This is a genomic window from Paenibacillus sp. SAFN-054 (genome assembly GCF_051966755.1).
GTDB lineage: Bacteria > Bacillota > Bacilli > Paenibacillales > Paenibacillaceae > Paenibacillus_AQ.
Genome location: NZ_JBQCKS010000001.1, coordinates 270,914 through 293,287 on the forward strand (window position 1 = coordinate 270,914; position 22,374 = coordinate 293,287).

The 22,374-nt window shown below is 53.3% G+C and carries 24 protein-coding genes; 18 read left to right on the forward strand and 6 right to left on the reverse strand.

The window, feature by feature from the left end:
• The first annotated feature begins 48 nt into the window (after positions 1 to 48).
• The 3 genes from ACTHPM_RS01220 to coaD all read left to right on the forward strand — a co-directional run bounded on the left by ACTHPM_RS01220 (position 49) and on the right by coaD (position 1,765).
• Complete coding sequence (locus ACTHPM_RS01220; protein WP_440393374.1) at positions 49 to 309, forward strand: WGxxGxxG family protein; 261 nt, start codon at positions 49 to 51, stop codon at positions 307 to 309.
• 360 nt (positions 310 to 669) lie between these two features.
• The gene (rsmD, locus tag ACTHPM_RS01225; protein WP_440395317.1) at positions 670 to 1,284 is read left to right on the forward strand and encodes a 16S rRNA (guanine(966)-N(2))-methyltransferase RsmD; all 615 of its coding nucleotides are present in this window, start codon (positions 670 to 672) and stop codon (positions 1,282 to 1,284) included.
• Entirely contained in the window at positions 1,271 to 1,765 is a 495-nt protein-coding gene (gene coaD / locus ACTHPM_RS01230) for a pantetheine-phosphate adenylyltransferase (RefSeq protein ID WP_440393375.1), read from the forward strand. The genes rsmD and coaD overlap by 14 nt, the downstream gene beginning before the upstream one ends.
• A gap of 4 nt (positions 1,766 to 1,769) precedes the next feature.
• Here the strand turns inward: coaD and ACTHPM_RS01235 are convergent, their stop codons facing one another.
• Positions 1,770 to 2,990, reverse strand: coding sequence for a nucleoside recognition domain-containing protein (locus ACTHPM_RS01235; protein WP_440393376.1), 1,221 nt, complete (start codon positions 2,988 to 2,990; stop codon positions 1,770 to 1,772).
• 100 nt (positions 2,991 to 3,090) lie between these two features.
• Here ACTHPM_RS01235 and ACTHPM_RS01240 point away from each other — a divergent pair, with 100 nt between their 5' ends.
• Complete coding sequence (locus ACTHPM_RS01240) at positions 3,091 to 4,131, forward strand: SepM family pheromone-processing serine protease (protein ID WP_440393377.1); 1,041 nt, start codon at positions 3,091 to 3,093, stop codon at positions 4,129 to 4,131.
• Here ACTHPM_RS01240 and ACTHPM_RS01245 read toward each other — a convergent pair.
• A complete protein-coding gene (locus ACTHPM_RS01245) occupies positions 4,128 to 5,366 on the reverse strand; it encodes a nucleotidyltransferase (RefSeq protein WP_440393378.1) in 1,239 nt (412 codons plus the stop codon). The genes ACTHPM_RS01240 and ACTHPM_RS01245 overlap by 4 nt on opposite strands.
• A gap of 193 nt (positions 5,367 to 5,559) precedes the next feature.
• Here ACTHPM_RS01245 and ACTHPM_RS01250 point away from each other — a divergent pair, with 193 nt between their 5' ends.
• From ACTHPM_RS01250 to ftsY, 12 genes are all read left to right on the forward strand, one after another.
• The gene (locus tag ACTHPM_RS01250; protein WP_440393379.1) at positions 5,560 to 6,069 is read left to right on the forward strand and encodes a YceD family protein; all 510 of its coding nucleotides are present in this window, start codon (positions 5,560 to 5,562) and stop codon (positions 6,067 to 6,069) included.
• A gap of 65 nt (positions 6,070 to 6,134) precedes the next feature.
• Entirely contained in the window at positions 6,135 to 6,308 is a 174-nt protein-coding gene (gene rpmF, locus ACTHPM_RS01255; protein WP_036645943.1) for a 50S ribosomal protein L32, read from the forward strand.
• Positions 6,309 to 6,515: 207 nt separating this feature from the next.
• Positions 6,516 to 7,094, forward strand: coding sequence for a transcription factor FapR (fapR, locus tag ACTHPM_RS01260; protein ID WP_440393380.1), 579 nt, complete (start codon positions 6,516 to 6,518; stop codon positions 7,092 to 7,094).
• Position 7,095: 1 nt separating this feature from the next.
• The gene (gene plsX, locus ACTHPM_RS01265) at positions 7,096 to 8,106 is read left to right on the forward strand and encodes a phosphate acyltransferase PlsX (protein WP_440393381.1); all 1,011 of its coding nucleotides are present in this window, start codon (positions 7,096 to 7,098) and stop codon (positions 8,104 to 8,106) included.
• Positions 8,103 to 9,092 (forward strand): beta-ketoacyl-ACP synthase III, encoded by a 990-nt coding sequence (locus tag ACTHPM_RS01270; RefSeq protein WP_440393382.1) that lies wholly within the window; start codon positions 8,103 to 8,105, stop codon positions 9,090 to 9,092. Before plsX ends, ACTHPM_RS01270 begins: the two co-directional genes overlap by 4 nt.
• A 74-nt stretch (positions 9,093 to 9,166) precedes the next feature.
• Positions 9,167 to 10,090, forward strand: a complete 924-nt coding sequence (gene fabD / locus ACTHPM_RS01275) for an ACP S-malonyltransferase (protein WP_440393383.1) — start codon at positions 9,167 to 9,169, stop codon at positions 10,088 to 10,090.
• 47 nt (positions 10,091 to 10,137) lie between these two features.
• A complete protein-coding gene (fabG, locus tag ACTHPM_RS01280) occupies positions 10,138 to 10,887 on the forward strand; it encodes a 3-oxoacyl-[acyl-carrier-protein] reductase (protein ID WP_440393384.1) in 750 nt (249 codons plus the stop codon).
• 98 nt (positions 10,888 to 10,985) lie between these two features.
• Positions 10,986 to 11,219 carry an acyl carrier protein gene (gene acpP / locus ACTHPM_RS01285; protein ID WP_019638123.1) on the forward strand — a complete coding sequence of 78 codons (234 nt, stop codon included), beginning with the start codon at positions 10,986 to 10,988 and terminating at the stop codon, positions 11,217 to 11,219.
• Positions 11,220 to 11,355: 136 nt separating this feature from the next.
• Entirely contained in the window at positions 11,356 to 12,594 is a 1,239-nt protein-coding gene (gene fabF / locus ACTHPM_RS01290) for a beta-ketoacyl-ACP synthase II (protein ID WP_440393385.1), read from the forward strand.
• A 12-nt stretch (positions 12,595 to 12,606) separates the two neighbouring features.
• Positions 12,607 to 13,305: a ribonuclease III gene (gene rnc / locus ACTHPM_RS01295; protein ID WP_440393386.1), complete on the forward strand. Its 699-nt coding sequence runs from the start codon at positions 12,607 to 12,609 to the stop codon at positions 13,303 to 13,305.
• A gap of 169 nt (positions 13,306 to 13,474) precedes the next feature.
• Positions 13,475 to 17,044: a chromosome segregation protein SMC gene (gene smc, locus ACTHPM_RS01300; protein ID WP_440393387.1), complete on the forward strand. Its 3,570-nt coding sequence runs from the start codon at positions 13,475 to 13,477 to the stop codon at positions 17,042 to 17,044.
• Between the two features lie 52 nt (positions 17,045 to 17,096).
• A complete protein-coding gene (ftsY, locus tag ACTHPM_RS01305; protein ID WP_440393388.1) occupies positions 17,097 to 18,110 on the forward strand; it encodes a signal recognition particle-docking protein FtsY in 1,014 nt (337 codons plus the stop codon).
• 121 nt (positions 18,111 to 18,231) lie between these two features.
• On the opposite strand, the gene ACTHPM_RS01310 is transcribed toward ftsY, so the two are convergent.
• The 4 genes from ACTHPM_RS01310 to ACTHPM_RS01325 are packed head-to-tail and all read right to left on the reverse strand — an operon-like array spanning position 18,232 to position 20,999.
• Positions 18,232 to 18,435: a hypothetical protein gene (locus tag ACTHPM_RS01310; RefSeq protein ID WP_440393389.1), complete on the reverse strand. Its 204-nt coding sequence runs from the start codon at positions 18,433 to 18,435 to the stop codon at positions 18,232 to 18,234.
• 14 nt (positions 18,436 to 18,449) lie between these two features.
• Entirely contained in the window at positions 18,450 to 18,872 is a 423-nt protein-coding gene (locus ACTHPM_RS01315) for a hypothetical protein (protein ID WP_440393390.1), read from the reverse strand.
• Positions 18,873 to 18,918: 46 nt separating this feature from the next.
• Complete coding sequence (locus ACTHPM_RS01320; RefSeq protein WP_440393391.1) at positions 18,919 to 19,920, reverse strand: polysaccharide pyruvyl transferase family protein; 1,002 nt, start codon at positions 19,918 to 19,920, stop codon at positions 18,919 to 18,921.
• 50 nt (positions 19,921 to 19,970) lie between these two features.
• Positions 19,971 to 20,999, reverse strand: a complete 1,029-nt coding sequence (locus tag ACTHPM_RS01325) for a glycosyltransferase (RefSeq protein ID WP_440393392.1) — start codon at positions 20,997 to 20,999, stop codon at positions 19,971 to 19,973.
• A gap of 204 nt (positions 21,000 to 21,203) precedes the next feature.
• On the opposite strand from ACTHPM_RS01325, the gene trhA reads away from it, so the two are divergent.
• Together trhA and ACTHPM_RS01335 are read left to right on the forward strand one after the other, a co-directional pair.
• On the forward strand, positions 21,204 to 21,851 hold the full coding sequence (trhA, locus tag ACTHPM_RS01330) for a PAQR family membrane homeostasis protein TrhA (RefSeq protein ID WP_440393393.1): 648 nt from the start codon (positions 21,204 to 21,206) through the stop codon (positions 21,849 to 21,851).
• A 160-nt stretch (positions 21,852 to 22,011) separates the two neighbouring features.
• Complete coding sequence (locus ACTHPM_RS01335; RefSeq protein WP_440393394.1) at positions 22,012 to 22,368, forward strand: putative DNA-binding protein; 357 nt, start codon at positions 22,012 to 22,014, stop codon at positions 22,366 to 22,368.
• The last annotated feature ends 6 nt before the right edge of the window (positions 22,369 to 22,374 follow it).

The window sequence follows — 22,374 nt, forward strand, 5'->3', positions numbered from 1 at the left end:
CTGTGAAGGGATAACATATGTACGATTCCAATAAGCGGGGGTGAACAAATGAAAAAGCGATTAGCAGTATCCGTGATTACGGCGGCGATGTCGATCATGCTGGTGGTTCCTGCTTTTGCGAACGGCAACGGAAACGGTGGCGTTAGCAATGGAATGAACACCAACTCGACGGATGGACGTTACAATACGAACAGCGTCCACACCAATGCGACCAATGACAATGACGGTATCGACTGGGGATGGTTAGGTCTTCTCGGTTTGTTCGGTCTTGCCGGACTTCGTAACAAAAGACATGACCCACAGCGTTAAGGCTTACCCGAAAATGCCCCGAGTGGCCCACAGGCTGTCGGGGTGTTTTTTTTATAGGCGTGTAAACATAAAATCGGGCGCCCCTTTCGGGACGCCCTTTCATGGGAGAGGAGAAACCGGACGAAGAGCTTATGGGGAAACGTAAGCTTTCCGCGGTTGTCTACGACATTCGTTTGATGTCGATAGTTAAAGCATTCCCCGGATAAGCCGTTTTATACATGCCTTGCCAAAAATAGATGGCTGTGGTTCCATTTTTCAAATTCGGGGCGGTTGTGGTACGATATCGTCAGAAATAGACAGTTTTCGTAACCATCGAAAAATGTTGCTTGAACTTTATACGCAGAATGGGTGAGTAAACGCATGAGAGTGGTATCGGGTAGCGCCAAGGGAAGACCGCTGAAGGCGGTGCCTGGCATGGGGACGCGTCCGACGACGGATAAGGTGAAGGAAGCGATTTTCAGCATGATAGGCCCTTATTTTGATGGGGGAACGGCGCTGGATCTGTTTGCCGGAACGGGCGGACTAGCTATCGAAGCGCTAAGCAGGGGCATGGATAAGGCCATTTTTATCGATATGGATCCGAAAAGCATTGAAACGGTACGCGCGAATTTGAAAGCGGCAAGGCTGGAGGGCCAGGCCGAAGTATACCGCAATGAAGCGGAGCGGGCACTGAAGGTGCTGGAGAAGCGCGGGGTATCGCTGGATGTCGTATTTCTGGACCCGCCGTACCGGATGAAGAACGGGGATAAGCTGATGGAGCTGATGCATGAAAAAGGGATGCTGAAGAGCGGCGCCACGATTGTTCTTGAGCATGAATCCGGCTATGAATACCCGGAAGTGTTCGGTTCGTTCTCCTGCATCCGGCACGCGGTCTACGGCGAAACGGCGGTCTCCATTTATAAATATGACGAATCGGGAGCAGCCTTGTCCGAGGAAGAAGCTGCCGGGGAGGGAGAAGATCATGTCAATGAATAAGCGCGTTGCCGTATATCCGGGTAGCTTTGACCCGGTAACCATGGGACATCTGGACATTATTCAGCGTGCGGCTAGACAATTCGATGTCCTTGTCGTGGCCGTGCTGAACAACCGGAGCAAACAGCCGCTGTTTACGATTGAAGAGCGCATGGAGCTGATCCGTACGGTAACCGCGCATCTGCCGAATGTGGAAGTAGACAGCTTCAGGGATTTAACTGCTAACTATGTTCGCCTGCGCAATGCTCAGGCTATTGTGCGCGGTGTACGCTCCGTGACTGATTTCGAGTACGAACTGCAGATGGCTTCCACCAACCACAAGCTGAACCCGGATGCTGAAACGGTCTTTATGATGACGAATCCGAAATATTCCTATTTGAGTTCCAGCATCGTGAAGGAGATTGCGGCCTTTCATGGCGATGTGAAGGATCTTGTCCCGGTGGAAGTCGAAGAAGCGATCCGCCTGAAATACAACAAATCCTGACTGGTTAACGGGTGCGCTTTCGTCTGGTCTGCATCATGAGCAGGAGCGAACTGCCGAGCATCACGAGCAGCAAAACTCCTTGCCATTGCAGCAGCTCCGGGATGATACTCCATAAGTCGAACATGCTGTCTTTGTCAGGCATAGAATTTCCGGGACTGCTGAATACCGAGCTTGTGTTTCCTGGAAGGAAACGGAGAAACGGCCAAATGAACCATGTCGCCGCAAAGGCGAGAATCCCGTGGAGGAGACGGACCAAGGAGAAGCGAAGCCAGCTGACCCCGGTTTTTCTGAGCACGGACATCGATTGCAGGAGTGCGCTGATGCCGGTGAATCCCAGCAATCCCGACATCATGGACCACTGCGTCCTGTCTGCGGCAAAAGCGGTGCCGCTCAGATCCCTGGCTCCGAGATGTACTTCGAACAGCCCCGATAATCCGTAGGCGGGAAAATGCGGGACAAGCCTGCCGGCGATTTGGATAACAACGGCAAATATGATGATATACCCGCCGACCATCATTAATGTTTGCACCGCATTGGACACCGTATCGCCGAGGAGGCGGCCGAAGCTGCGACCATCCTTGACATGCGCCCGTTTGGCCGATTGCAGGGATTGGTAGACAAGAGACCGTTCCTTCGCGGGTCGGCCTAGCTGCTTCTCTGCCGCGTCCTTCGGAGAGATCCCGGCCTGCCTGCCTGATCTGCGGTTCAGGAGCAGGAAGGCAAGCAACCCGGTAAGCCAGTGTATCGCCAGAATGATATAACCGGCAGCGGGTTCGCGCATCAGTCCGGTTGCGATCACGATCAAAATCAGCATCGGATTGCAGAAGTGGGCAAGAGCGGCGAGCTTGTTGGCGTCCCTGGCGCTTAAATCGCCCTGGTCGTGCAGCTGGCGGGCTGCCCGGGCACCCCCGGGAAAGCCGGTGGTCATTCCCATCGCAAGCACCCATCCGCCGACGCCGGGGAGTTTGAATAGCCGGTTCATCAGCGGTTCAAGCCAGACGCCAAGCGCATGGACCCAGCCGTAGGCGATAAGGATTTCAGACAGCACGAGGAAGGGCAGCAGGGCGGGGAATACGATTTGCCACCACAGCTGCAGGCCCTGCAAGGAAGCCTGAAAAGCCGGAGTCGGATTACTGACGACGGCTGCCACCAATGCCAGGGCACCCGCACCGAGCAGAAAAGTTGCGGATGCGGGCGTAAAGCGGAGCAGGGCTTTTTTTTTCATGATTTTCACCTCTTTTGAGTAAACATAGCTAGTACCCAATCTATGCGGGGAAGACAACCATCAGACCAGGGGAGCAGGATGAATGAGAGAAGGGAAAAGAATGCAGATAGTAAAAAAACGCGAGGGCCTGCGCCTGATCCTCTACCTTTTCATGGTGGCCCTGCTGGTGTACGTAACGGTTTATATGCCGACGCCGTACATTGTTTACCAGCCGGGCAGCGCCGATGTAGTGAAGCCGATGCTTTCGGTTCAGAAAGGGGATCATCAGGAAAAGGGCGCGTTTATGATGACGACGGTATCGGCCAGCTATGCCAACCTGGTCCTGCTTGTCGTTTCAGCGTTTAATCCGAATGCCGAAATTGACCGGAAGCAGGCGAGGCTTGGGGACATGAGCGAGGATGAATACGCGGCGGAACAGGTGTATCTCATGAGCGATTCGCAGTCCTCGGCCATGGAAGCTGCGTATCACGAAGCAAAGGTGCCATACAGCATCGTTCCTCAATACTTATTTATTTTTTCTACGCCTGAGGGAGAAGAAGCAAGGAAAAACTTCAAACCAGGCGACCGGTTGTCAGAGGTGGACGGAAAAGAAATAACCGACAACGAGAGTTTAAGCAAGCTATTGAAATCAAAGAAGGTAGGGGACCAGGTATCCGTGACATTGATCCGAGACGGAAAGCCGCTTGAAGAAAAGGTAACCCTGATCGAGCTGAAGGACAAGGATACGAACCAGACAAGACCGGGATTCGGAGTCTCGATTGCCACAATGCAGAAGGTCGAGGCGAAGGATCCGGGACTGCAGGTGGATTTTGCCAACACCCGCGTGGGCGGACCGTCCGCAGGACTGATGTTCACGATGGAAATCTTTAACCAGCTGACGCCTGGAGATTTAACCAAGGGCTACCAGGTCGCCGGAACAGGGACGATCGATAAGGATGGAAAGGTCGGGCCGATCGGAGGCGTTCAGCATAAAATCGTGGCCGCCGACCGCAAGGACGCGGAAATTTTTTTCGTTCCGAAGGATAACTACGCCGAAGCCAAAGCCAAAGCGGACAAAATTAAAACCGGCATGAAGCTCGTGCCGGTGAATACGCTCGAAGACGCCGTCGCGTATATGAATGCGCTGAAGGACAAATCTTAGGTAGACCATCGGATCGGCGTCTCCAGGTAATCCCTGAACATCTGGTGGACGTCGGGAGATGGATAGGCATTGGCATATGCAGCCGATGCACGAAGATCCAGCTCCAGCTGCGGGTGCTCGAAGGATGAGGGCCTGACGATAACGGGCAGGGAAGCCGTTTGTTTCATCCGTTTGAGCAGCATTTGGCCACCGCTGCTGAAACCGAGTACCCGTATGTAGCCAGGGCCTTCCGCGAGCGATGAGGGGGACATGACATCCTTGCCATGGCGAAGCAGGATGTGGGTGATCATCCGCTGCAGCTTGGTGTGCGTGTAGCGCTTGGTCTTTAGCGCCTGCAGGAGCTCGGCCGCGCTCGCTTCCTTTAAGGTATAGATCAGCTTCTTAAGGCGATGCTCCAGCCCTTCCGTGACCTCGTGATAGCTTTCCAGCTCCTGCGGAGAACTGGTGAGGAGCAGGTGCATCAGCGGAGCGCGGAGGGATTCCCAGGTTACCGGACCGCGTCCCTCGCGAAATTCGCGGCCGAGGATGTCCAGCGTGGACGCGGGAAGATAAGGCGCTGCAGCGGACAAGTCCTGTGTCAACAGCATGCGGCGCACGGCGGTGGCACTCGCCACGGCTGAGTGGGAGGGCATTTCATCATGATATCCCGCATGGATTCTCGGGATGGTGTAAGGTCGAATCGGGCTCTTCAGACGATTCAGGGCAATAAGATAGTGAAGCCCAAGCGTATGATTCGGCTTTTGGAGCACCTCCAGAATTTCATTTTCGTTCTCCGGCATTCCGGCTGCGGCTGCTGCGGCTCTGCTGTATGCCGCCGGGTAATTCATGCCTTCGCGAAGATGAAATCCGATCCGCTCCTGCAGCTCGGGGCTTTCCTCCGCGAGCGTGCGGGAGAGAGGCAGCAGCAGATCCAGCGTGCCGCTCTCGGTTCCGAAGCACAGGCTGTCCACGACGCCTGTGGCATGAAGAAGGGCAACGCCCCCGTATGCGAACCATTCGGCCGGCTGGACGGCGTAGGAAACCGGCAGCTCAATGACGAGATCGGCGCCCATGGCGAGTGCCATTTCGGCCCGGGCGAATTTGCTGACGATGCCCGGCTCGCCGCGCTGAAGGAATGGGCCGCTGAGCACAGCGACAGAATACTCTGCGCCAGAGATTTCCTTGGCTCTGGTATAATGATGTACATGGCCGTTATGTAAAGGATTGTATTCGACGATCAAACCGACTGCGGACACAGAAATGCTCAACTCCATCCTTTTGGTTTATTCTTATAATATATATCATAAAGGAATGCATCCGCCGAATCCATTTTCATGGGATCGTATACTGCTTCAAGGAATGAGAAAAAAGAGCAAAGTAAAGGTCAAACTATTGACAAAGCTTCCCGATAATCGGTATAATAATTTTTGTTTGTTTGGAGTGATACTTATGCACTTTCAATTTAGAAAAATGGCAGCCAGCAGCGAGCCGCTGCAGGTCCATCAGCAAGTGGATGTAAGCCGATTAGTTCAAGGGCTTGGCGATATTCGGGTACCGCAGCCGCTTCTAGCGGAACTGAGTGCAACCTATGTTGGTCCGGATACGGTAGATGTGCAAGGAAAGCTTACGGTTGAGCTGGACATGTCCTGCTCCCGCTGCTTGAAGCCCGTGCATCAGCACCTGAACATTCCCTTCCACGAGCAGTTCAAACTTGTGAAGCCGTCTGAAGAGACGGAGGACGAGGATGATGACACCAATTACGTGAATGATGAAAATGTGGATCTCATTCCGTACGTGGAGGAATCATTCGTGCTTCATATCCCGCTCACCGTCGTGTGCAAGGAAACTTGCAAGGGCCTATGCCCGAACTGCGGTACGGATTTGAACGAAGGCACCTGCGAATGCGACACGGAAGTAGTCGATCCAAGGCTTGCGGCGCTAAAAGATTTTTTCAAATGAGCATGCAAGCAATTCGTACCGAGGCTTACCAAGCTATCGGTTTATTGAAATAAGGAGGTGGGAACATGGCAGTACCTCAACGGAGAACGTCCAAAACACGTCGTGACAAACGTCGTACTCACTTTAAACTGGCAGTGCCGGGCATGGTGAAATGTGAACAATGCGGAGAATTGAAGCTTGCTCACCACGTATGCAAAGTGTGCGGAACGTATAAATCAAGAGAAATTATTTCGCAATAATGCGGAAGATCAAGTAGTACTTCATCTATGGTGAGGTGCTATTTTTTTTGTCCGCTCTTCCTTTTTGGCTTGCCATGCTTTATACTGTTTTAGTACCAGGTTCTAAAATGATTCGGAAATTTTGCTCGTTTTGCATGCGATCTTAAACGGCCCTCACAAGCCGAATTCATACAAAAGAAGACGTAGGAGGTGCCTCTGATCGAACGGTTGCCCAAGAAACAGCGACATCAGCATCTATTAAAACTCATTGAAGAGAATCCGTTTGTGACGGACCGCGAATTAACCCGCGAGCTGAAGGTCAGCATACAGACGATCCGGCTTGACCGGATGGAGCTCGGCATTCCGGAGCTGCGGGAACGCATGAAGCAGATGGCCGAGCACTCGTACGACCAGGTGCGTTCGCTTCCGCTCGATGAGGTCGTCGGCGAGGTTGTGGACCTGCAGCTGGACAAAAGCGGCATCTCCATTTTTGAAATTCGGGACGAGCATGTTTTTTCACGGACACATATCGCGCGCGGACATTATGTTTTCGCGCAGGCCAATTCGCTTGCAGTTGCGCTCATCAATGACGAGATCGCACTCACAGCGTCTGCCGATATCCGCTTCCTGCGCCAGGTTCATCTGGGGGAGAAGTGCATTGCGAAAGCATATGTAAGATCGATGAACGGGCATAAGGGAAAAGCAAAAGTCGAAGTGTTCACATACGTAGGTGATGAAATGGTGTTCCAAGGCAATTTCGTCATTTACCGCTCAACAGGGGAAGATAACATTGAAGGGGGAATGTAATATGCGGATCGCCATCGATGCCATGGGCGGCGACAATGCTCCCGAATGCAATGTCGAGGGAGCGCTGGCCGCTGCGGCGGAATGGAAGGACACTCATATTATACTGGTGGGGGATGAATCCAGGATTCAGCCTTTGCTAAGCAAAAACGGCGGACAGCTTCCTTCCAACATCAGCGTCCATCATGCAGGCGAAGTGATCGAGCCGGAGGATGAGCCGGTCAAGGCTGTGCGGCGCAAGAAGGATGCCTCAATGGTCGTAGCCGGACGCATGCTGAAGGAGAAGGAAGCCGACGCGATGATTTCAGCCGGGAATACCGGTGCTTTGATGACGACGGGCCTTCTGGTCGTCGGACGGATGGAAGGCATCGAACGGCCGGCCTTGGCGCCTATGATACCGACACTGGATGGAGCCGGGGTGCTGGCGCTGGATCTCGGCGCGAATATGGACGCCAAACCGGAGCACTTGGCACAATACGCCTTGATGGGCAGTCTGTACCGCCAAAAGGTGATGGGGGTTGAAAAGCCGCGCGTAGGTCTCCTTAACGTAGGCACCGAGCCGGGTAAAGGAAATGAGCTGACGAAGCACGCCTTTCCGCTGCTTGATCAGATGCCGATTCATTTTGTCGGCAATGTGGAGGCACGTGATATCATGAACGGCACGTGCGACGTGCTCGTTTGCGACGGCTTCGCCGGCAACATTTTGCTGAAATCGATAGAAGGCACGGCGGGGGCCATGTTCAAGCTGCTTAAGGAGCAATTCAGCCAGAATTTGAAAAGCAAGCTCGGGGCGGCGATGCTGATGCCTCAGCTGCGCGGTCTCAAAGACAAGCTCGACTACAAGGAGCACGGCGGAGCACCGCTCCTCGGTCTCAGCGGCCTTATTGTTAAGAGCCATGGTTCCGCAGACGGCAATGCCATCAAGAACGCCGTCCGCCAAGCCAGAATCGCCCTTCAGAATCAATTGGTTGAGAGCATTTCAAACGAAATTAGCGGGAAGAGAGTGACGATATGAACAATTTACGCCCCGTAGGGATTATTGGCACAGGGATGTATGTACCGGAGAAGATTTTGACGAACGCCGACCTTGAGAAGATGGTGGAAACCAACGATGAGTGGATCGTATCCCGTACAGGCATCCGTGAGCGTCATATCGCCGCTCCGGACCAGGCGACTTCCGATTTGTGCTATGAAGCTGCCGTCAAAGCGCTGGCATCTGCAGGCATGACCGCAGACCAGCTTGACTTGATCATTATCGCAACCGTGACGCCGGATACGTTCTTCCCGTCGACGGCCTGTATCCTGCAGGATAAGCTCGGCGCAAAGCAGGCGGCCGCTTTCGATTTGTCTGCCGCTTGTTCGGGATTTGTGTACGGACTGGCTACGGCCCGGAATTTTATCAGCACAGGCATGTACAACAACGCGCTGGTCATCGGCGCCGACTGCCTGTCCCGGATTACCGATTATACGGATCGCAACACCTGCGTGCTGTTCGGCGACGGAGCGGGCGCGGTAATCCTTGGCGAGGTGCCTGAAGGCCGCGGTTTCCAATCCTTCGATCTGGGCGCCGAAGGGGCTGGCGGCAGTCTGCTGAAGCTGGAAGCGGGCGGCTCCAGAATGCCTTCCTCTGCCGAAACCGTTGAAGACAAGAAGCATTATATTTACATGAACGGACGTGAGGTGTTCAAATTCGCGGTTCGCGTTATGAACACGGCAACGGCAGACGTCCTGAAAAAAGCCGGCAAAACCAAAGAGGACATCGATTTGTTCGTGCCTCACCAAGCCAACATCCGGATTATCCAATCCGCCATGGAACGTCTTGATCTGTCTCCGGACAAATGCGTTGTCAATGTGGATAAGTACGCCAACACGTCGGCTGCGTCCATTCCGCTTGCTTTGGTCGAAGCTGCTGAGCAAGGCCGCATGAAGGAAGGGGACTGCGTGCTGATGGTCGGCTTTGGCGGCGGTCTGACTTGGGGAGCATCCGTACTCATCTGGTAATGATTGAATCTAGTAATTATAGAATCTGTTCATGATTTATTCTAAGGAAGCATCGTAAGGGGAGGAGCCGGACAATGGGGAAAACAGCATTTGTATTTCCTGGACAGGGAGCCCAGTCTGTCGGAATGGGTAAAGACTTATATGAGGCGGTGCCCGCTTCGAAAAATACGATTGACAGTGCGGACCGCACGCTCGGTTTCTCACTTTCTAAACTGATGTTTGAGGGGCCGGACGACGAGCTGAAGAAGACGTACAACACGCAGCCTGCGCTTTTAACGGCCAGCGTTGCCACTCTGGAAGCACTGCGCGAGAAAGGTGTAAGCCCCGACTATGTCGCGGGTCACAGCCTTGGGGAATACAGCGCGCTTGTCGCAGCCGGCGTTTTGAGTTTCGAGGACGCGGTTGCTCTCGTGCGTGCCCGCGGCGAGTACATGGAAGCCGCCGTTCCAGGCGGACAGGGCGCCATGGCCGCCGTATTGGGCGCGGACCGGGCGGCTCTTGAGGAACTTTGCCGTAATATCTCTGAAGGCGGGCAGCTGGTAGAAATGGCCAACATCAACTGTCCGGGTCAGATCGTCGTATCCGGATCCAAAGAAGGCGTAGCTGCTTGCGGCGAGCGCGTCAAGGAAGCCGGAGGCAAGAGAGCGATTCCGCTTGAAGTCAGCGGGCCTTTTCACTCATCACTGATGAAAGAAGCGGCGCAGCGGCTGGCGGACAAGCTGGGTGCGGTATCTTTTCATGAGCCTTCGATCCCGGTTGTGGCCAATGTCACCGCTCGTCCTGCAGAAAGCGCGGAGAGTATCCGCGGACTTCTGGTGGAGCAGGTTTATTCTCCTGTCCTTTGGGAGGACACGGTTGCTTACCTGATCGCTGAAGGTGTCGACACATTTGTTGAGATTGGTCCGGGTAACGTCTTGACCGGTTTGATCAAAAAAATGGATAAGACCGTAAAGCTCATCAATGTGAACACACTGGAGAGTCTTTCCGAGAACTTCTAAGCCTTCATGATGGGAAACCGTATACCAAGAAGAAAGGAGAATCGTGCATGTCTAAACCATTGCAAGGACAAGCTGCGCTGGTGACCGGTGCTTCCCGCGGAATCGGCCGCAGCATCGCACTGGCCTTGGCAGCCGCTGGAGCCAACGTAGCCGTCAATTACTCGGGCAGCGAAGCTGCAGCCCAGTCGGTGGTTGATGAGATCAAACAGCTTGGCGTTGAAGCTTTTGCCATTCAGGCGAATGTGGGTCAAGCAGATCAGGCCGAGCAATTGATCAAAGAGGTAAGTCATGTTTTTGGCCGAATTGATATTCTAGTGAATAACGCTGGCATTACCAGAGACAATCTGATTATGCGCATGAAAGAGGAAGAGTTCGACCAAGTGATCGAAACCAACCTCAAAGGCGTATTCAATTGCCTGAAATCCGTCAGCCGTCCGATGATGAAGCAGCGTTACGGCCGCATTATCAATATATCGTCTGTTGTTGGCGTGCTTGGTAATGCAGGGCAGGCCAATTACGTCGCCGCGAAAGCGGGAGTGATTGGCCTGACGAAATCCTCTGCGCGCGAGCTTGCCTCCCGCGGCATTACAGTGAACTGCGTGGCCCCGGGCTTCATCGATACCGATATGACCCGCGAGCTTTCAGAAGAACTGAGAGGAAAGATGATACAGGATATTCCGCTCGCCCGTCTGGGACAGCCGGAGGAAATTGCCAAGGTTGTGGTTTTCCTGGCCTCCGAAGGGGCATCCTATATGACAGGACAGACTCTTCATGTAGACGGCGGCATGTATATGTAACATCCAAAACAGGCTGAAAGCCTGGAAGAGAACCGTTTTCATCGCCTCTGGCATTTTGAAAACTTTTCTCGTATAATACCAAAGAGGAGGTGAACCGGATGTCCGATGTATTGGAGCGTGTAAAGCGCATCGTCGTGGATCGTTTGGGTGCTGACGAAGCTGAGGTAACACTGGAAGCATCTTTTAAAGATGATCTTGGTGCTGATTCTCTCGACGTTGTTGAACTAGTCATGGAATTGGAAGACGAATTTGATCTGGAAATCTCTGATGAAGATGCAGAGAAAATTACGACCGTAGGTGAAGTTGTAAATTACATACAATCTCATACCTAAGTCATTTGATAAGTCCCGTACTGCTCTACAGGCGGGACTTCTCCTCATTTTTGAATGCAAACCGCAATAACATGAATATATTTGCATCGGACCCGTCACATGGGGGGACATGCAGTCGATATAGAGGTGAGAGTGTTTGAATCATAGAGTGGTTGTAACCGGAATGGGCGTTGTGACGTCACTCGGCCATGACCTGGATACGTTTTGGAATAACTTGATGGCTGGCAAATCCGGCGTTTCCCTGATCGAATCCTTTGATGTCAGCGAATACCCTACACAAATTGCGGCTTCGATCAAGGACTTCAACCCGGAGGACTTCATGGACCGTAAGGATGCCCGTAAAATGGACCGTTTTGTCCAGCTTGCCGTGGCAGCAGGGAAATCCGCGCTTGCGAACAGCGGCCTCGACATCCAGAAGGATGCAGATCCGAATCGCGTGGGCGTTTCCATCGGGTCAGGCATTGGCGGACTCGGAACTTGGGAAGACCAGCATAATGTTTTGCTTGAAAAGGGTCCAAAGCGCGTCAGTCCATTCTTCATTCCGATGATGATTGCTAATATGGCTTCCGGCCAATTGTCGATCATGCTCGGAGCGAAAGGCCCGAACACGACGCCGGTAACGGCATGTGCAACGGGGTCTCATGCGATTGGCGACTCTTATAAGCTCATCCAGCGCGGCGATGCCGATGTTATGGTATGCGGCGGAGCTGAAGCGACGATCCGTCCGACGGGCATGGCCGGTTTTTGCGCGATGCGCGCGATGTCGACCCGCAATGATGAGCCTGAAAAGGCGAGCCGTCCTTTCGATACGGGACGCGATGGTTTCGTGATGGGTGAGGGAGCAGGCATTCTCGTGCTCGAATCGCTGGAACATGCACAAAAGCGCGGTGCCCATATTATTGCAGAAGTGCTGGGCTATGGCCTCAGCGGTGACGCTCATCATATGACCGAGCCGGATCCGGACGGACCTGCACGCTGCATGGCCATGGCGATGCGCGACGCTGGAATCCAGCCGGAGGAAGTGGACTATATTAACGCCCACGGCACATCGACTCCGGTAGGCGACCGTTCCGAGACGATTGCGATCAAGAAAGCTCTGGGAGACCATGCCAAGAAGGTTGCGGTCAGCTCGACCAAATCGATGACTGGCCATCTGCTTGGCGCTGCCGGCGGCGTTGAAGCCGTTATTTGCGGCTTGTCCCTGCAGCATCAAAAAATCGCGCCGACGATTAACCTCGACGATCAGGATCCGGAATGCGATCTGGATTACGTGCCGAATCATGCACGCGACGCGAAGCTTGACGTTGTCATGTCCAACTCTTTTGGCTTTGGCGGCCATAACGCCACGATTATTCTTAAAAAATTCGATGAGTAAGGGGACGATTTGTTGAGTGGAGATCTGAAGCAGTTACAGCAGAAACTTCATATCCAATTTCACAATCGGCTGCTGCTGAAACAGGCCTTTACCCACGCTTCTTATGTCAACGAACACCGGTTTAGCCAGCAGCAGGATAACGAACGCCTGGAGTTTCTGGGCGATGCCGTGCTGGAGCTGACGGTATCTGAATATTTGTATCAACTTTTTCCGAACCGTCCGGAAGGTGAGCTGACGAAGCTGCGCGCGGCAATTGTTTGCGAGCCGTCGCTCGTGAAATTCGCGGAGAGCCTGGAATTCGGGCAGTATGTGCTGCTCGGCAAAGGGGAAGAACTTACCGGCGGGCGTACCCGCCCGGCCCTTCTTGCAGATGTGTTTGAATCGTTTGTCGGGGCTCTGTATCTCGATCAAGGCCTGGAAGCAGCAAGGTCCTTTCTGGAAGCCTATGTGTTTCCGCTGGTCGAGGCAGGAGGCAATCTGCAGATGAGCGATTTCAAGACAGAACTGCAGGAGTTGACGCAGCACCATAACATGGGCGCTCTGGAATACCGGATCGTGGAAGAACGGGGTCCGGCGCATGAGCGCGAGTTTGTCTCCGAGGTTTATATGGGCAATGAGCGTGTGGGAAGAGGATCGGGCCGCTCCAAAAAAGAAGCTGAGCAGCAGGCTGCAGCGGTTGCGCTAAAGCAGCTGAAGCTGGCGGAAATTTGACGGCTCCTGTGTAAATAGTCAAGGACAAACAAAGAGCAAAGAGCAGTCGCAAATGATGAATGGCAGTAGCCTTCAGACTGCTTTTTGCTCTTTCTTCGTTGAAATCAGGCTAATCTCCACCGGGGCCTGGGGTTATGGTATTATAAGGTTTAGAGGTGATTTGGGAAATATGTTTTTGAAGCGGATTGAATTAGCGGGTTTTAAATCGTTTGCCGACAAAACCGAAATGGAGTTTGTCCGCGGCATCACCGCGGTCGTAGGTCCGAATGGCAGCGGTAAAAGCAACATTTCCGACGGCATCCGCTGGGTTCTCGGGGAACAAAGCGCCAAATCGCTGCGCGGAGGAAAGATGGAGGACATTATTTTTGCAGGCAGTGATGCGCGTAAAGCCGTTAACTTCGGCGAAGTATCGCTTACCCTGGATAATGAAGACCATGCCCTGTCCCTGGATTTTAATGAAGTCACGGTTACAAGAAGGGTGCACCGAAGCGGGGACAGCGAGTATTTTATCAATAGGCAGTCCTGCAGGCTCAAAGACATTACGGAGCTCTTCATGGATACCGGCATTGGCAAAGAGGCCTACTCTATTATTGGACAAGGCCGGATCGAGGAGATATTGAGCACGCGATCGGAAGACCGGCGGGGTATTTTTGAAGAAGCGTCTGGAATCGTTAAATATAAATCCCGGAAAAAGGATGCGGTACGCAAGCTGGATGAGACCGAGCAAAACCTGCTCCGGATTCATGACCTGGTGACCGAGCTGGAGGATCAGATCGGGCCGCTGAAGGAACAGTCGGAGAAGGCTATTCATTTCAAGCAGCTGCGAGAACAGCTCAAGACCAAAGAAATTTCGCTCTATGTATATCAAATCGAGCAAATTCATGCGGCTTGGAGCGAAGCGAACGCGAAACTCGCGGTGCTGCAGGAAGAGCAGCTGCAGCTTTCGACGGTCGTATCCGCGCATGACGCGAAGCTGGAAAGTGACCGTGCCGCGCTGCGCAAACTGGAGACGGAGGTCGAGACCCTGCAGGGCGAGCTGCTGCAATACAGCGAGGCCTATGAGAAGAGCGAGGGCTATGCCGAGGTGCTGCGCGAACGCAAGCGAAATCTTGAAGCGAACCGCGAGCAGCTGGCAGGTACGCTCAGCGCCGGCGACGAACGTTTCGAAGACCGCAGGGCGGAAATCGAGCTGCTGGAAACCAAGCTCGAAGCTTCGCAGGAGGAGCTGAAGCAGCTCCGTGACCACCTGTCGGCCGAGGAAACGAAGCTGACCGGACTTCTGGGCGGCATCAGCCAGCAGCAGGAGGAGGACTTGAAGGGGAACCTGCTCGAGCTGATGAACCAGATGGCTCAAGCACGCAACGAAATCCGGTATACGGACCAGCAGCAGGAAACGCTGAATCGCCGGATGAGCCGGGCGGATGAAGAAACCGGCAAGTGGGAAGGCAAGAAGGAAGAGCTGGTGAGCCGCAAACAGCAGCTCGACAGTGCCATTGAAAAGCTCGGGCAGGAAATACGCGAGCTTCGCGGCAGCTACATAACCGAGAGCGAGCGTTACCAGTCCCTGCAGCGGCTGTTCGACGAAAGCCAAGGCATGCAACGCAAGTGGGAGCAGAAGCGCGAAGCGCAAATTTCCCGCCGGGACACGATGAAGGAAATGGCCGATGATTTTGACGGCTTCATGCTGGGCGTTAAGGAAGTGCTGAAGGCTGCGCGCAAATCGGTCCTGAGCGGCGTTCACGGTGCGGTTGCCGATCTGGTGCGCGTGCCTGAACGGCTGGAGCTCGCCGTGGAAACGGCGCTGGGAGCTTCGCTGCAGCATGTTGTCATGGACAACGAGGCGGTATCGCGCCAAGCGATTGCCTTCCTGAAGCAGCGTCAGCTCGGCAGGGCAACCTTCCTGCCGCTCGATGTCATTCGGGCCCGGAACATCGCGTCCGGTGACCGATCTATGGTCGAAGGCGTCGAAGGTTTTGTGGGTATTGCGGCGGACCTAGTGAAGTATGATCCGCAGTACGCTCCTGTCGTCGGAAGCCTCCTTGGCAATGTCATTTTGGCGGAAAGCCTGGAAGTAGCCAACAAAATTGCTGCCCGCTGCCAGTACCGCTATCGGGTCGTCACGCTGGAGGGCGACGTCGTCAACGCAGGCGGTTCAATGACAGGCGGAAGCCAGCACAAAAAGAACAGCAGCCTGCTTGGACGCAAACGCCAGCTCGAGCAGCTGGACCAGGAAATCTCCGATACGGAAGCCCAGCTCCGCAAGCTGGTGCAAAGCATTCAGGATGTGAAAAGCCAGCTAGGAGAAACCCAGGATAAGCTGGACGGCCTCCGCCAGTCAGGTGATGAGAAGCGGGTCGAGGAGCAAGCGTTAACCAGCGATCTGAAACAGCTGGAGCATGAGCTGCGTCATGTTCTGCAGCAGGTTGAAACGGCAGGTCAGGAGAAAACCGGCTTTAATGAAGAAAGCCAGGCACTGCAAAAGACACGCGACGAAGCCGTCAAAAGGCTTGCACAGCTGGAAGAGGAAGAGAAATCGACCCATCAGGCAATCCAGGCCGCGGAGTTTGCCCGCAAGGCAAGCGAATCGGCCAAGGAGGAGTTGCAGACCCAGCTGACCCAGCTCAAAGTCCGGGAGGGCAAGCTGGATCAGGAATGCTTCTCGCTGGAAGAGCAGCTGCGCCGGATGCAAAGCGATTTCAGCTCCCAGGACAAGGAGCTGAGGCAGTCGAAGACGCTGCTTGCTTCCATTGAAGCGGATCTTGCGACCAATGCCAAGGAATCGATCCAGCAGATCGAGGACTTAAACCGGTATAAGCTGAAGAAGGAACAGGCGTCTGAGCAACTCGATTTCAAACGGGCGGCACGGATGCAGCTCTCGAAGAAGCTGGAACAGGACGAGAGCGAGACGAAAGAACAGCGGACCCGCCTCAAAGCGGTGGAAGATCAGCTCCGGCAGACGGAGATCGGCGTTAACCGTCTGGACGTGGAGCTTGAGAATATACTCAAAAAGCTGAGCGAGGATTATGAGCTGAGCTATGAGCTTGCCAAAATGAGATATCCGATTCCGGATGATGTTCCTGCGGTGCAGACCGAGGTTCGTGAGCTGAAGCGCGGCATAACCGCGCTTGGGGACGTGAACCTGGGTGCCATCGAGGAGTATCAGCGCGTTAATGAACGATACCAGTTCCTTAGCGAACAGAAGGAGGACTTGGTTGAGGCCAAAACGACGCTGTACGAGGTCATCCGGGAGATGGACGACGAGATGTCCAAGCGGTTCAAGCATACCTTCGACGCCATCCGTCACGAATTCGGCACCGTGTTCGTCAAGCTGTTTGGCGGCGGACGGGCTGACCTGGTGCTGCTGGATCCCGAGCATCTGCTCGAGACGGGCATCGATATCGTGGCACAGCCTCCGGGCAAAAAGCTGCAGAACCTGCAGCTGCTATCCGGCGGTGAGCGCGCTTTGACAGCGATGGCGCTGCTGTTTGCCATCCTACAGGTCAAGCCGGTGCCCTTCTGCGTGCTGGATGAAGTTGAGGCTGCGCTGGATGAAGCCAACGTCGTGCGTTTTGCCCAATATTTGCGTGAGTTTTCTGAACAAACGCAATTTATCGTCGTCACGCACCGTAAAGGCACGATGGAAGAAGCGGACGTGCTTTATGGCGTAACGATGGAAGAGGGCGGGGTATCCAAGCTGGTATCCGTCCGATTGGAAAATGATGAAGCCGAAATCGCCTGATGGAACGGAAGAGCATTCCATTAGGCAATGCCGATAGAGATGGAGGAGACATATGAGCTTTTTCAAAAAGCTGAAAGAAAGCATTTCCAGCAAAACGGAATCCGTTACGAATAAATTCCGGGACGGACTCGAGAAAACGCGTAAAGGCTTCGTCGAGAAAGTGACGGACCTGATGGTACGCCGCAAAAAAATCGACGAGGAATTTTACGAGGAGCTTGAAGAGATTCTGATCGGTGCCGATGTAGGCGTCAATACGGTCATGGATTTGATCGACTCCTTGCGGGCCGAGGTGAAGAAGCAGCGGATCGAGGACGCGGCCGAGCTGCAGCCGATCCTGTCGCAGAAGCTGATGGAGCTCTTGCGCGGGGATGACGATAACGCGATCCGCATGAACCCGGACGGAATTACGGTTATCTTGTTCGTGGGAGTCAACGGCGTGGGTAAGACCACCACGATCGGGAAAATGGCTCACCGGTTCAAGCAGGAAGGCAAGAAGGTACTGCTTGCCGCCGGCGATACCTTCCGTGCAGGCGCGATCGAGCAGCTGGAGGTATGGGGCGAGCGCGCAGGCGTTGAAGTGATTAAGCAGCACGCCGGTTCGGACCCTGCGGCGGTCATGTTCGATGCCGTTCAGGCCGCGAAGCAGCGCCAGGCGGATGTGCTGATCTGTGACACGGCGGGTCGCCTTCAGAACAAGTCGAATCTCATGGAGGAGCTGAACAAGATTTTCCGCGTCATTCAGCGGGAAATTCCGGGAGCGCCGCATGAAGTCCTGATGGTGCTGGATGCAACCACCGGACAAAATGCGCTGAACCAAGCCAAGCTGTTCGGAGAGAAAAGCGGCGTAACGGGTCTTGTGCTCACGAAGCTGGACGGCACCGCAAAAGGCGGCATCGTCGTTGCCATTCGTCAGGAGCTGAATCTGCCGGTAAAATTCGTCGGTCTCGGCGAGAAAATGGAAGATTTGCAGCCGTTCGATTCCCAGCAGTTCGTCCATGCCCTGTTTGCAGGCCTGATCCAGGAGGAGCAGGGAGAACAAGGGGATCCGGAAGGAACAGAAGCATAGAAGTTACAATCCAAACCGTTGGTTAGTAGAAGCAGCGTAGGTTTGCAAGGAACGCGCGACTTTACCCAATAAGAAAAGCACTGCCTCCCTCGGCAGTGCTTTTTTGCGTTTCTCCAGTACATCAATCGGTAAGTACACGCACGTACTCAATGGCTTTTAGCGGAACAAGAGCAATTTCCCCTGGAGGACCGTACATGACCGGCGGAATCTTCATCATCAGCGAAGCATGGTTCACGGAAACCAGCGTGCCTGTGATCAGGTCTCCCGATGTCATAATTTCGATCTCCATACCGGTGAAGCTGTGAATCAAGGCGATGAAATCCATGAAACGATTACCTCCTATTGAACGGAATTTATATGGCTAAACGGAATGACGACAAGATCGCCATGGCTTTCGCGAAGCTGGACGGCATCCCGGGCAACGGCTAGGATCGTTCCCTGCAGCGAGGTGCCTGCCGTTTCGATTTGAACCTTTGCGCCGAGCTTCAGCTTCAGAAACGCCTCCAATTCCGGATTATCCGTCAGACCGGTCAGGATTTGCTCCTGCAGCCTTTCCACGAGCGGCTGCAATTCCTCCAGCTTTTTCACCTTTTCCGCAAGCCGGAGCACTTTCTCCTTAAGAAACTCCAGCTGTTCAAGCTCATCCTCCAGGTGAAGCATTTGTTTTTTCAGATGCTGGATTTGATGCTCCAGATGGTGAAGCTGATGCTCAAGCTCGCGGATAGACTTGTACAGGTGACCATGCTTCCCAAAAAACCACATCGACACATCTCCTCCTTTTGTTTCTGGGTGTCCCGGTAAGGCTCTGCTAACTGTTTTCTATTTCCTGCTTAAGGGCTGTAAGCTGCCGGAAGCTGTCAAGCTCTGCTGAGCGGATCGCGGCAGCCTGCAGCTTTACTGAGGAAGAGCCGTGCTCTAAGAAATCATTGACGCGTTCTTTGATCGTTTCATAAGGCAGCAGGTAGTCGCAATAATAGCTTTCCATGCCAAAGGATTCGAGAAGGCTCCATACTTTGTTCATCTGGCTCAAGGCAAACACAGGTTTACCTGCCCGGAGCGCTGCGATGGCTGGATGGAGTTTGAACGTAATCAGATAGTCGACATGCTGAATGTAGTTATAGGTGAGGTCGAGCTCCATGAGCATGGGAAGCGTTTCTGCGGAGGCTTTGGGGTTCTTTTCCTTCACGCGCGCAAGCAGCTTTTGGCAGGTGGATAAGTCGGAATACATGTTGGTGGGGTGGTTGATGACGGGAATAAACAGCAAATGATAGCCTTTGTTGGTGAGTTCTCTGGAGAGCCTGACCATGTTTTCAAAAGGAAAAGAGGGATAGGAAAACACGCAAATACCGATGGTGGGACGCTTCGAAAAAGGACGTACCGGGTAATGCTGTTCTTTATAGGCAAACACGATATCCTGGGCCTGCTGCACATGGTGGTGGAAATTCGCTTTCTTTGCGATCTCGGCGGACCTTTTGTCACGGAAGACGGCACGCCTAGCTTTTCCGATATATTCCCTGTAGCGGTCAACCTGTTCCTTGGGCCATGTTTCTTCCGGATATTGGTCGACGATGCCTACCCCGTATACCCAGAGTGGATGGTGGATAAGCTCTTTGGGGAAATAATAGGAGTTAAAGGAATAGGGCGTAATCAAATCCCCTCCACCGACGATCACCCGGTCTACCTCGGAGGGATTCATAAAGCCGTTCCAAGGAAAAACGGTGTGCTCGGCAAAAACCTGCTGGAGCGTCCGCAGAAACAGATCATCGCCGAAATTGCCCATCCCGTAGTACCCGCAAGCTGCGATCTTCACGGTTCATTCCTCCTTTTTGCAGTCGTTGGCGTATCATACACCTTTCCCTTTCACAGGCCTTTCCGTTTCAGGACATGGATAATGACGTTATGTGCCGCCTCTCCACGCTCGACCCAGCGGTTGGCACGGGCAAACGCCACTCTTTGCTCGCGAAGGGCAGCATCATCCGGACGATCCAGCATGAGCCCGAGCTTCTCGATAAAATCAGCATGCGTCGTTGCGGTGGTCACATAAGGCTCCATGCGGATGCATTCCGGCAGCGCGGTGGATAGTACAGGCACGCCTGCAGCCAGATATTCATAAGCTTTAACAGGATTTGTTGCAAGTGTAATGGGATGATATTGAAACGGGATAAGGGCTACATCAATATACGGAAGATAGGACTTCAACTCCTGATGGGGCTTCTCTCCCAATACATGTACGTTAGGCAGACGGGTGTAATCGGGAATGTCGCCGTAGGGTGCCCCGATGGATACGAAATGAATGTCCGGGTGCGCCTCCGCCGCTTTGACCATGAGCTCATGATCGAGCCAATATGCCCAAGCGCCGATATAGGCGACAATTTTACCGGCGGGTAGATCCTGCGGCCGTTTTGTTGCGGCGATATTGAAGAATCCTTCGTCCGCCCCGTTGGGAATCAGCGTCAACGGTTTATCCGGGTAGGCGAGGGAGAGGCGGGAGCGGATGTTTTCGGCTGTACACACGAGATGATCTGCAGCTTCCACCATTCTAGGCTCGTATTTGGCCCATTGCGGAAATTCGTCGCAGCAGTCGTAAATCACGGCATCGGGTCGGTACAAGGAAGTGAGTCTTGTCCGTTGCCTTGCCCAAGTCGTCCATCCGATTACCGGCTGGGATTTTCTTAGATGGCGAAGCTCCTGTCTGACGAATCGATGCGTGTCGGTGAATAAAAACACGTTCGGGGCCGCTTCTGTGAGTTCCCTGCCGAGCGGAGCCAAGTTTTCGAAGAAGACCCGATGCCCCAAGGAACCAAGTTGAGTTAGAAGCTGCTGCGGTCGCTGCTTCATGTAGGTCCAGTTCATCGTTTTCGGATAGATGATGATGGCCACCGTGTACATACCTCCTTTCTCGTGAGTCATTGACAATATATGTTTCACAGTATGGTTAGATTGGATATAGTTACCAATCAAGAAGGAATTGGTGACCAGCCTGCATAAAAATCCCTGCCTTTGACATTCTATGAAACAGCCGGAACCGCGAGTGGAAATGGAAGGAGTGGAAAGGGTATAATGATAAAAAAAGAAACATTGAGAGGATTACTCATGGCAAATACGCATACCTACAGCCGGAGGGAAGAAGTGGCCAACGCCATTACGCACGGAATCGGGGCTCTGCTCAGCATCGCCGCCTTGGTCCTGCTTGTCGTTTTTTCGACGATGAAAGGAACGGCCTGGCATATCGTCAGCTTCTCGGTTTACGGCACAACCATGCTGATTCTGTATCTGAATTCAACGCTGGTCCACAGCTTCAAAGAAGGCAAGATGAAAGATTTGTTCGAGATTTTCGATCACTCCTCGATTTATTTGTTCATCGCAGGCACCTACACGCCGTTCATGCTGGTAGCCGTACGCAGCCCTCTCGGATGGGCCTTATTCGGAACTGTATGGGGCATTGCCATTCTCGGGTGCATATTCAAAGCATTTTTTACGAAGCGCTTTTTGTTCATGTCGACGATTTTTTATCTCCTGATGGGCTGGATGGTCGTCATCGCCTGGGGTCCGCTTACGGCTTCCATCGCCACGGGCGGGATCGTACTGCTGGCAGCAGGCGGACTTCTGTATACGCTGGGTACCGTTTTTTATGTGTGGCGGGGATTTCCGTTCCACCATGCGATTTGGCACTTATTCGTTTTAGCGGGAAGCATCGTCCATTTCTTCGCCGTACTGATCTATCTCCTACCATGGTCATAACGGATCGTTTAGGGCTCTGAAAAAGAAAATAAACAGACAGCAGAAAAAACATTGGGAAGATGACAAGGATAAATGCTTGACATCTTTCTTTGTTTTATGTATGATAATGAACGTTAAAGAAGTGTAAAGTGTTTTTCCTTGACGAAGGGAGTGCCCCTGGATGAGTCAGGAGAATAGGCTCGAGAAAACGAACCGAATCAATCTGTTGTTTGACTTCTATGAACTCCTGCTGACAGAGAAACAGCAGACGTTCCTCAAATATTACTTTCATGATGATTTTTCCCTCGGGGAAATCGCTGCCGAGTTTGAAATTAGCCGGCAAGCGGTGTATGAGCATATCAAACGCGCCGAGCAGGTGCTGGAGCAGTATGAAGAGAAGCTCGGGCTTTTAAGAAAGCATGATCAGCGCACACGGAGGCTGACAGAGCTGCGTAAGCTGCTGGATGCCAGTGCGATGGAACAGGATAATAAATCCCGAATCCAGGATATCGTGGATGAATTGGGAGCATGGGAATAAAGGAAA